Here is a 9,662-nt window from a genome sequence, read left to right on the forward strand (position 1 = left end):
GGTAACCATTATGGTTAGCCCTGCCATGGTTTCCCATGAAAGCCAGCTTGCCAGCGTCAGTGATGTATTCAACGGCATTTTAGTTCGTGGAGATGCCACCGGAGATGTCGTCTTCTATGGAAAAGGTGCAGGAAAACTGCCTACGGCGTCGGCAGTAGTTGCCGATGTTATCGACTGCGTGAAAAACTGGGGAGTCTATAAATCACCATTCTGGGTAGATGAAGCGGATGATGGTGTCCTCGATTACCTGCAGACCGAAATTGCTTTTTACTTACGTATAAAGTGTGATGATAAGGCGAAAGCTTTGCAGAAGGTACAGGAATTGTTCGGCGAAGTTGAGGAGCTGAAGGTGGCTTCCTTAGAGGGAGAAATCGGAGTCGTCACCGGCATTATTAAGGAAGCCAAAGCTGAAGAAGGAATCAAGGCTCTGAAAGCGTCTGGCTTCGATGTCCTTGGAAGGATTCGTGTTCTTGATTATTAATGTCCAAGAGAGGTCAGACAACTTAAAAAGAACTTGATAGAGCAGGTGAACTTGATTGATCAAAATCAGAATTCCAGCTACCAGTGCAAATATTGGCTCGGGCTTCGATAGCCTGGGACTGGCGCTGAATCTGTACAATTATATTTATATGGAGCAGATCGACGGGATAGAGATCGAATCGAAAGATCACACCGTCATCCCCACAGGAGAAAATAACCTAGTTTATAAAACTGCCAAGCATTTATTCGAAATTTGCGGAAAACCCTTTACTGGGTTGCACATTGAGCAGGAAAACAACATACCAATGACAAGAGGGTTGGGTAGTAGTTCCGCTTGCATCGTAGGTGGTTTGTTTGGTGCAAATGAGCTCATGGGAAACCCGCTGAGTCAGGATGAGCTTGTGAATTTTGCCGCCGTTATGGAAGGACATCCGGATAATTCCACACCAGCAATTTTGGGTGGGCTTGTCACGGCGGTTATTGATGAGGGTAAAGTTTACTGCGTAAAACAGGAGATTACTGAGAAACTTCGTTTCTTCGCATTTATTCCTGACTTTGAGATGAGTACAGAGATGGCGAGAGCCGCTCTTCCTCAGACCATTGCTCACAAAGATGGGGTTTTTAACCTTTCTCGAGCTGCGCTTATGTCGGTGTCTCTTTACAGTGGAAAATTTCAGAATTTACGGATTGCAGCACAGGACCGGCTCCATCAGCCTTATCGTTTAGGGCTAATTAAAGACGGCGATAAGGTGTTCCAGCTCGCCTATGACCTGGGAGCATATGCAGCCTACATTAGCGGCGCAGGATCCACCTTAATGGCTATTGTTGATGAAAAAATGGCTGAATCCTTTGAAGCGGAAGCGCGAAAAGGGCTGGATCATCTAGGCCATCAGAGTTGGGAAATAAAAAAGATGATGATAGATAATCTAGGTACACAGATATTAGCTAATATTTGACGGAGGGAAAGCAATGAGTCTGATTGTACAAAAGTTTGGCGGCAGTTCTGTAGCCAATGCCGAGAGGGTATTCAATGTCGCCAGAATTGTCACCGATACATATCAGAAAGGGAACAATGTCATCGTAGTCGTTTCTGCGCAGGGCGATACGACTGATGATCTCATCGAAAAAGCGGCAGAAATCAATGAGAATGCCTCAAAACGAGAGATGGATATGCTTCTTGCCTGTGGCGAGCAGATGTCAGTTTCGTTGCTTGCTATGGCTATCGAAAAGATTGGTTGTCCGGTGGTCTCTTTAACAGGATGGCAGGCAGGATTTCTCACGGATTCTACCCATGGTACCGCAAGAATCCGCCGAATCAATAAAGAGCGGATCGAAAATGAGTTTGCAAAAAAGAACATTGTGGTAGTGGCAGGCTTCCAGGGGATTAATCGATACGATGATATTACCACCCTAGGACGTGGTGGATCTGATACTAGTGCCGTAGCATTAGCCGCAGTTCTGAATGCGGATTTGTGCCAAATCTATACCGATGTGGAGGGTGTGTATACAGCTGATCCACGAATTGTGAAAAATGCTCAGAAATTAGAAGAAATTTCCTTTGACGAAATGTTGGAGCTTGCGTCTTTAGGCGCTCAGGTACTCCATAACCGTTCCGTTGAAATGGCTAAAAAATATAATGTAAACCTTGAGGTGCGGTCTAGCCTTGTGAAAAGACCGGGTACGATTGTAAAGGAGGTTGTCAGCATGGAAAAGATGTTGATTAGAGGTGTAGCGAGGGATAATGATGTGGCGCGTATTTCGGTGGTAGGACTTCCGGATAAGCCGGGTATTGCATTTAAGCTATTTTCCTTGCTGGCGGCAAAAAAGATTAATGTGGATATTATCCTTCAGTCTATTGGACGCCATGGGACCAAAGACATCAGTTTTACAGTCTCCCGTTCCCATAAACAGGCAGCATTGGATGCGCTTCACGAGCATATGAAGAGCATCGGAGCCGAGGACATTGTCTGTGAAGAAAATATTTCTAAGATTTCTTTGGTGGGTGCTGGAATGCAATCCAATCCTGGAGTTGCCTCTAAAATGTTTGAAGCGCTAGGCGAGGCCAATATCAACATTCAGATGATCTCAACTAGTGAAATTAAAATTTCTATCTTGATTGATATCAATGATTCTGAGAAAGCTCTCAACGTAATTCATGATGCGTTTATCCATGACTAAAGAAAAATTTTGAGAAAAGCCGCGCAAACAATGCGCGGCTTTTTCATTCACTTTTTGAGGAGGATGTCAAAAACGAACAAGAGCTTTTTCGTCACTTTATATAAAAACTTAACGGGTTTGAATTAATTATCTAAACATGATTGCATTACTTTTTTTGAGGATATATAATATAGTCATTACATATTTTCATTGGCGGTGAGGTTTTATGGCACTGGCAGGACTTGATGTTGGGACAAGTGGTTGCAAATTTACCATTATGGATGAGCAGGGGCAAATTCTTGGAACTGCCTATCATTCCTATGAAGCGATCCGTGAAGGCGGATGTCATGAACTGGATGGAAATGAAATTTGGGAAGCGGTCCAGGATGTGATTCGTCGTTCGACGGCCCAGTGTCCTGATGTTACAGTAGAGGCTTTTGCTGTAACCACATTAGGCGAGAGTGCTTTTCCCTTGGATGAAAATGACCAGATTATTGGGAAAGGCACCCTGTGTACAGATACGCGCGGTATAAGAGAATGCGGTGAGATCACAGAAAAGCTGGGCGGACCTGAGCGTGTTGTTGAAGTTACCGGTATGGTCCCGCGATGCATTTTTACCATCAATAAAGTAATGTGGCTAAAAAACCATACGGATATCTATAGTAGAACGAAAAAAATTTTGTTGACGGAAGATCTTCTCATTTATTTTTTAACGGGAAAACGGCTGCTTAGTTATTCCTCTGCGGCACGGACCATGGCGCTTGATGTTAGTACCTATCAGTGGTCAGATGAGGTGTTTGACGCTGCTGGAATAGATAAACACTTGTTTTCTCCTGTAGCGCCTGGAGGAACGATTGCGGGTACAGTGAAGACCTCCCTTGCCCACGCATTAGGCCTTTCGCCGGAGACGAAAGTGTGTACTGGAGGCATGGATCAGACCTGCTGTGCCATTGGCTCTGGGATATTTGAGGGCGGAGTTTGTCTGGATGTGACAGGAACATGTCAATGCAATATTGTCTTTTCACCCCAGCCCATTTCCACTCAACTGATGCTGGATAATTACCTAAGCCTTTTGCCTGGATCTCTTCCCTGGGGACACTACATATTTGATGCAGCGTCTGTAGGCGGTCTGCTCTTGCAGTGGTACCGGGACCAATTAGGGAAATATGAAAAAGAAATTGTGGCGGAACAGCAAAAAGACTTTTTTCAGTATATGGATGAAAAGGTACGCCAGGGACCATCTGGGCTCGTTATCCTTCCAGATTTTGCTGGATATAATCAGTTGGGTAGAGTCCAACGGCAGGGACTATTTCTGGGTGTCACTTTAGAAACTACATCTGCCGATATTTATAAAGGTTTGATGGAAAGCCTTGCATTCCGACAGAGGATGCTTTTTGATTTGCTGGAAGAACAGGGGATCCCTATCCATTCCGTGCTTGCTACAGGTGGGGGCTCGAAAAGTCCGGTTTGGTTGCAGCTGAAAGCAGATATCACCGACCGTGAATATACAGCTCTCCAAAATAGTGAGGCGGGAACCATCGGCTGCATATTGCTTAGTGGCGTCGCACTTGGTAAATATAAAGACTTAAAAGATGCGGCGAAAAATTATGTAAAGGCCGGAAAAACATATCGGCCCAACATGCAGCGTCATCAGGAATACGAAAAATTCTATCAGAGGTTCCGCAGGCTTGGCTCTATTGTGGACGATCTGCTGTGGGACGAAATTGCGAAATAAGAGGAGGTCACCCTTATGGCTTTAGCAGGACTCGATATTGGTACCAGTGGATGCAAATTTACCATTCTGGATGAACAAAGCAATGTGTTGGGAAAGGATTATTGCCCCTATGAAGCAAAACGGGAGGGCGGTCATCACGAATTGGATTGTGAAGAGGTCTGGAATTCCGTTAAACGTGTGATAAAAAATGCAACGGCCCAGTGTCCAGAGGAAAAAGTAGAAGCATTTGCAGTTACTACTTTGGGTGAAACAGTGGCACTTTTGGATAAGGATGATCATATCATTGGCGGAGGGATAATTTACACTGACAGCCGGGGCCAGGAAGAATGTCTGGAATTGGTTCGCCTAATGGGTGGAGAGAAGAGAATGACAGAGATCACCGGTACGGTACCCCGCTCCATGTATACTCTGTGTAAGCTGATGTGGATGAAAAAACACAGTGACATAGTCGATAGGGCGGATAAAATTTTGCTTATGGAGGACTTTGCCACCTATCTGTTTACTGGTGAAAGAAAAGTTGCATATTCTTCCGCTATGCGGACTTTGGGCCTCGATGTCAACACCATGACATGGTCTCATGAGGTTATGGATGCGGCAGGGATAGATTACCGGAAGTTTTCGACGCCAGTTCCAGCTGGTACGATTGTCGGTACTGTAAAACCAGCCTTAGCACAGGAATTGGGACTTTCTCCAGACACGGTTGTTTGTACCGGGGGTCATGACCAGGCCTGTTGTGCGCTGGGAGCTGGAGTTGTTGAAGACTATGTGTGCATGGAGGGCACAGGTACAACCCAAAACAATACTTTTTATTCTAGGGATTTGCTCCCCATGGATTTTATGATCCAGCATTATTTTAGTTTTGTGCCCCACGCTTTACCTGATGCCCACCTTTATTTTTGGGGTATTGGTGCTGGTGGTGTGCTTTTACAGTGGTTCCGTGATAACCTAGGCCGCATGGAAAAACAAATTGCCAAAGAGCAAGGAAAAGATGTTTACCAGATGTTGGATGCTATGGCATCACCAGAGCCTACAGGTTTACTCATTACACCATTTTTTGCAGATACAGGGGCTATGGAGGGACCAGGGCAGAAAGCATCTTTTTGGGGATTGTCATTGGAGACTAAGCCGATTGATATCTATAAAGGATTAATGGAAGGCCTTGCTTTTGAGATCCGCCATTTTTACGATATTCTGGAAAGTGGAGGAATTGAAATCCGCCATGTTCATGCATCGGGCGGCGGAGCCAAAAGCCCTGTATGGCTGCAGATCAAGGCAGATGTGACAGGGCGTAAGTTTCAGGCATTGAAAAATAGCGAAACCGGAACTGTGGCATGTGTCATGCTTGCTAGTGTGGCTCTTGGCAAACACAAGGATCTGAAAGATGCGGCAAAAACTTATGTTAAACTTAGCCGCACCTATGAACCCGATCCGAAGCGACATGCGATCTACAATGAACTGTATGAAAAGTATAAAAGGATCAGCGGTGCTGTAGATTGGATCATGAAATAAAGGGGGAAAATAAAATGGCAATTGCAGGACTTGACATCGGCACTAGCGGCTGCAAGTTTACGATTATGGATGATAGTGGAGAAGTCTGCGGTACCGATTACTGCGCTTATGAAGCCAAAAGGGAAGGCGGATATCACGAGTTAGATGGAAATGACATTTGGAATGCAGTCAAACAGGTGATAAAAAACGCGGCTGCTCAATGCCCTGATCAGAAGATTGAAGCCTTTGGTGTAGATTCCCTAGGAGAAATGGCAATTCCGATGGATCGCGATGACAATATCATCGGACGCGGAATTATCTACACTGATTGCCGTGGGGAAGAAGAGATGAAAGAGCTCACAGAAAAAATGGGTGGAGAAGCTAGAATCATGGAGATTACTGGTGTTGCACCTGCAACCTTTTTTTCTGTATGCAAATTAATGTGGCTCAAACGACATACCGATATATATGATCGTGCGGATAAATTACCTCTCATTGAGGATTTTATCATTTATCAGTTAACAGGCCGGAGGATGATCAGCTATTCCTTGGCTGCGCGTACCATGGCGCTTGATATTCGTAGTCTAACTTGGTCCAGAGAGATCTGCGACGCTGCTGGAATTGATCCAGCAAAGTTTTCCACTCCAGTGCCCTCTGGAACAATTGTTGGACCTGTGAAGGAAGAGCTTGCTAATGAGTTGGGGCTCTCCCTGGACACTAGGGTGTGCACAGGTGGGCATGATCAGGCTTGTTGTGCTGTAGGGTCAGGTGTGCTCCGTCCAGGAATTTGTTGTGATGTTACGGGAACTATTCATGTTTCCACCATGTTTGTAGAGAAATTCCAGCCAGATGAGTTTTTGCTAAAAAACACCATCCCCACTGTACCCCATGCTGTCAAGGGGGCTTATTATTCCTATACAGAAACGGCAACTGGTGGTGTGCTGCTCCAATGGTTCCGGGATACGATTGCAAGGTATGAATATGAACTGGCAAAGAAAGAAGGAAAGGATATTTATTATGAGTTGGACAAGCAAGTAAAAGATGCTCCCAGTGGACTTCTAATTACCCCGCATTTTGCTGGAACAGGAACGCCGGATCACAATCCCCATGCAAGAGCTGCTATGCTCAATGTCTCATTGGAAACAAAGCCGATTGATATCTATAAAGGATTGATGGAAGGACTGGCCTACGAAATGCGTACCTTCTATGATCTTTTGGAGGGAGAAGGAATTCGTATCGATGAATTTAGGGCAGGAGGCGGCGGAGCCAAAAGTCCTGTATGGTTACAGATCAAAGCGGATGTGACAGGAAAATCCTTTACTGCGCTAAAAAATGCGGAGGCTGGAACTATCGGCTGCATCATGTTGACCGGTGTGGCATTGGGAAAATATAAAGATTTGCAGGAAGCTGCAGACCATCTTATCCGTTTAGGTAAGACTTATGTGCCGAATCCTGAAAAGTCAAAAATCTATGATCAATATTATGAAAAATATAAAAAAATGTACAGCAGTTATTTGAAAATAATGAAATAAGTACAGACATGTTTGTTTAAATTGCTAAAGTTTGAATTAAGATGTTTGTATATAAATTATATCAAAACTTTATAAAATAATATTGCACTTATTAAGTGAAAAAAGTATAATGAACTTAGTCTTTGTTGGCGATGTGAAATGATTTGTGCCGATAGGACTGGCAAAAAATCTAAAGATAAGGAGTAATGAAAATGTTAGTGAATTTTGCAGACATATTGAAAGACGCCGAAAAAGGCAACTATGCTGTCGGTGGCTTCAATACTCCGACCCTGGAAACCTTAAAAGCAGTTATTGATGCCGCGCAAGAAATGAATTCTCCGGTTATGATTAACCATGCAGAGGGAGATCAGGGAGTAGTTGATATTGACGTTATTGGCCCATTGATGATTGAGTATGCCAAAAAAGCGACCGTTCCTGTAGCTGTACATATCGATCACGGCCTGACAGATGATTTTGTACTTCGTGCCATTAGGGCTGGCTTTACTTCGATTATGTATGATATGTCTGCTTATGATTTTGAAACTAACGTTGAAAAGACTTCGAAATTTGTAAAGATTGCGCATAGCATCGGTGTTTCAGTTGAAGCTATGATCAATGAAATGCCAGCCAATATGCCCGGTAAAGGTATGACCATTGGTTGGAATACTGCGAGAACAGACGACATCCCGTTAAGTGAGTTCTTCACTAGACCTAATGAAGCGGGAGAATTCTGCGAAAGGACTGGTGTTGATGCACTGACCGTTTCCTTTGGAACTGTTCACGGAAAGTATGTAGCAAAGCCCAACCTGGATATCGAGAGACTTAAAGCGATTAAAGAGAAAACTCCCCATACCTCCCTTGTCATGCATGGTGGTTCTGGTGTTGATGCTGCACAGGTTAGAGATGCTATTAATCATGGTGTGAGAAAGATCAATTATTACACCGCAATGACTACAGCGCCTGCTCCTGAAATTCTAAAGACGATTGAAGGCAGCAAAGATCCTATTTATTTTGAGAATATTGCCCAGATGGGTTATGAAATTATGAAAGAGAAATGCATGGCAGCAATTAAGGTTTTCTTAAACAAAGACTAATTGGATTTCTCAACTTGGGAATCGTTCTCAACAGATTAAATACAAATGGACGATACTGGATCTGAATACTTATGACAAGGAGAGATAGAAATGTTAGTAAATTTGGCTGAGCTCTTTAAAGATGCCAAAAAGGGAAATTATGCCGTTGGCGCTTTTAATACACCGACATTTGAGGCCGTTCGTGCTGTTATAGCGGCAGCGGAAGAAATGAATTGTCCCGTTATTTTGGATCATGCAGAAGGACATGAGTGGTTTACAAAAATTGAAGATATTGGTCCTGTAATGCTCGATTATGCTCGCAAAGCGAAGGTCCCGGTTTGCTGTCATCTGGATCATGGTGTTTCGCCCTCTATGTTGTGGAGAGCTGTTCGTGTTGGGTTCCCCTCAGTAATGTATGATTGCTCTGCAATGCCTTATGAGGAGAATATTGCCAATGTAAAAGAATTTGTCACCTTTGCTCATAAGATGGGGATGACAGTCGAAGCAGAGTTGGGTAAGATGCCCAATAAAGAAGCTGGTACTTTAGATGCTGATGGTAATGTTGTAGATTACAAACCGGAAGATCTATATACTGATCCTTCTGAAGCTGCCCGCTTCTGTGAGGAGACACAGTGTGACGCTTTGGCGATTTCTTTTGGCACGGTTCATGGCTTTTATCGGACAAAACCGAAGTTGGACACCAATGTTGTTGCAAAGGTCCAAGAGGTTATTCCTGAGAATGTTGGTCTTGTCATGCATGGTGGCTCCGGCGTTAGCCCCGAAGGCTTCCAATCGGCTATTAGTAACGGAATTAGAAAGATCAATTATTATACTTATATGGCAACAGCACCGTCTCCTCATATTGCTGACTATATTAAAAATGCAGATGATTTGGTCGGCTTCCAGATCATTTCCAATCTTGGTCTTAAATATATGCAAGAAAATGCCATGGAAGCAATGAAAGTATTCATGAATAGATAAAAACAATAAAAAGCCCGGCGGAAAATTTCCGCCGGGCTTTTTATTGTTTTTATCTGGATAAACGAACCTATTACAGTACCCTAAACCGTAAAAGAGCAAGTTCTTATATTGGATTTCCCTTTTTATTTCATCAAAATTTAATGATAAAGTAGACATGCACAAATATCATGGCAAAAGTTTGGGGATATCTCAGGGATTGACATTGTCACAGCTATCCGATATTATTAGGTAAAACCA

The 9,662-nt window shown here is 43.7% G+C and carries 7 protein-coding genes and 1 pseudogene; all 8 read left to right on the top strand.

Annotated elements, in window-relative coordinates; genetic code table 11:
• Positions 1-481 (top strand): annotated as a pseudogene (locus ACZ25G_RS03550) (homoserine dehydrogenase); the annotation flags it as partial.
• Positions 482-536: 55 nt separating this feature from the next.
• The gene (gene thrB / locus ACZ25G_RS03555; RefSeq protein WP_463681564.1) at positions 537-1,436 is read left to right on the top strand and encodes a homoserine kinase; all 900 of its coding nucleotides are present in this window, start codon (positions 537-539) and stop codon (positions 1,434-1,436) included.
• Positions 1,437-1,449: 13 nt separating this feature from the next.
• Positions 1,450-2,658: an aspartate kinase gene (locus ACZ25G_RS03560; RefSeq protein WP_191482276.1), complete on the top strand. Its 1,209-nt coding sequence runs from the start codon at positions 1,450-1,452 to the stop codon at positions 2,656-2,658.
• 205 nt (positions 2,659-2,863) lie between these two features.
• Positions 2,864-4,372, top strand: coding sequence for an FGGY-family carbohydrate kinase (locus ACZ25G_RS03565; RefSeq protein ID WP_463681565.1), 1,509 nt, complete (start codon positions 2,864-2,866; stop codon positions 4,370-4,372).
• 15 nt (positions 4,373-4,387) lie between these two features.
• Positions 4,388-5,881 (top strand): FGGY-family carbohydrate kinase, encoded by a 1,494-nt coding sequence (locus tag ACZ25G_RS03570; RefSeq protein WP_463681566.1) that lies wholly within the window; start codon positions 4,388-4,390, stop codon positions 5,879-5,881.
• A gap of 14 nt (positions 5,882-5,895) precedes the next feature.
• Positions 5,896-7,392 carry an FGGY-family carbohydrate kinase gene (locus tag ACZ25G_RS03575; protein WP_463681567.1) on the top strand — a complete coding sequence of 499 codons (1,497 nt, stop codon included), beginning with the start codon at positions 5,896-5,898 and terminating at the stop codon, positions 7,390-7,392.
• A 191-nt stretch (positions 7,393-7,583) separates the two neighbouring features.
• Positions 7,584-8,465: a class II fructose-bisphosphate aldolase gene (locus ACZ25G_RS03580; RefSeq protein WP_191483231.1), complete on the top strand. Its 882-nt coding sequence runs from the start codon at positions 7,584-7,586 to the stop codon at positions 8,463-8,465.
• 90 nt (positions 8,466-8,555) lie between these two features.
• Positions 8,556-9,425 (top strand): ketose-bisphosphate aldolase, encoded by an 870-nt coding sequence (locus ACZ25G_RS03585; RefSeq protein ID WP_191510219.1) that lies wholly within the window; start codon positions 8,556-8,558, stop codon positions 9,423-9,425.
• Positions 9,426-9,662 lie beyond the last annotated feature (237 nt).

Source organism: Zongyangia sp., assembly GCF_965361945.1.